The sequence below is a fragment of the Streptomyces sp. SID12501 genome (assembly GCF_010550245.1).
In the GTDB taxonomy this organism is placed as follows: domain Bacteria; phylum Actinomycetota; class Actinomycetes; order Streptomycetales; family Streptomycetaceae; genus Streptomyces.
In genome coordinates this window covers 1-398 of sequence record NZ_JAAGLU010000969.1, presented here as the reverse complement: position 1 = coordinate 398, position 398 = coordinate 1, and the positions used below count along the sequence as shown (strand labels likewise).

General features: G+C 77.9%; 1 protein-coding gene and 1 tRNA gene. Both read right to left on the bottom strand.

Features of this window, described 5'->3' with window-relative positions:
- Nucleotides 1–196: hypothetical protein (locus G3I71_RS49385; protein WP_164325515.1), on the bottom strand; the 196-nt coding region annotated here is incomplete at its 3' end.
- Nucleotides 197–259: 63 nt separating this feature from the next.
- Nucleotides 260–331: transfer RNA gene (locus G3I71_RS49380), tRNA-Gln, on the bottom strand.
- Nucleotides 332–398 lie beyond the last annotated feature (67 nt).

The following is a 398-nucleotide window of genomic DNA, read 5'->3' as shown; positions in this document are numbered from 1 at the left end:
CCTCCCGACGCTCCCCGCTCGCGCGGCCCCGCGTCGCCAGCAGCAGGATCGACCCCGCCAGCGGCGTCGCGAGCAGCACACCCCCGCCCCGGCGCAGGAGGGGCGCCGCGACGCGTCGGTTCACCACCAGGAAGCCGCGGCGCAGCGGCTCCGCGAGGCGTGCGAGGACGGGGCCGTACGGCAACGGGTCGCTCATGCGTCCACGCTAGGGAGGCGGGACCGGCCGTGGCAGGGGACGGAGGTCACCCGCCGCACCGGGCTCCGCCCCCAGGATTCGAACCTGGACCGCAAGGCTCCAAAGGCCTGCGTGCTGCCGTTACACCAGGGCGGACCGGCGGCCCAGTCTGCCAGGCGCGGTCGCCCCGGTGCGCCGGCCCGGACGCGACCGCGGCGCACGG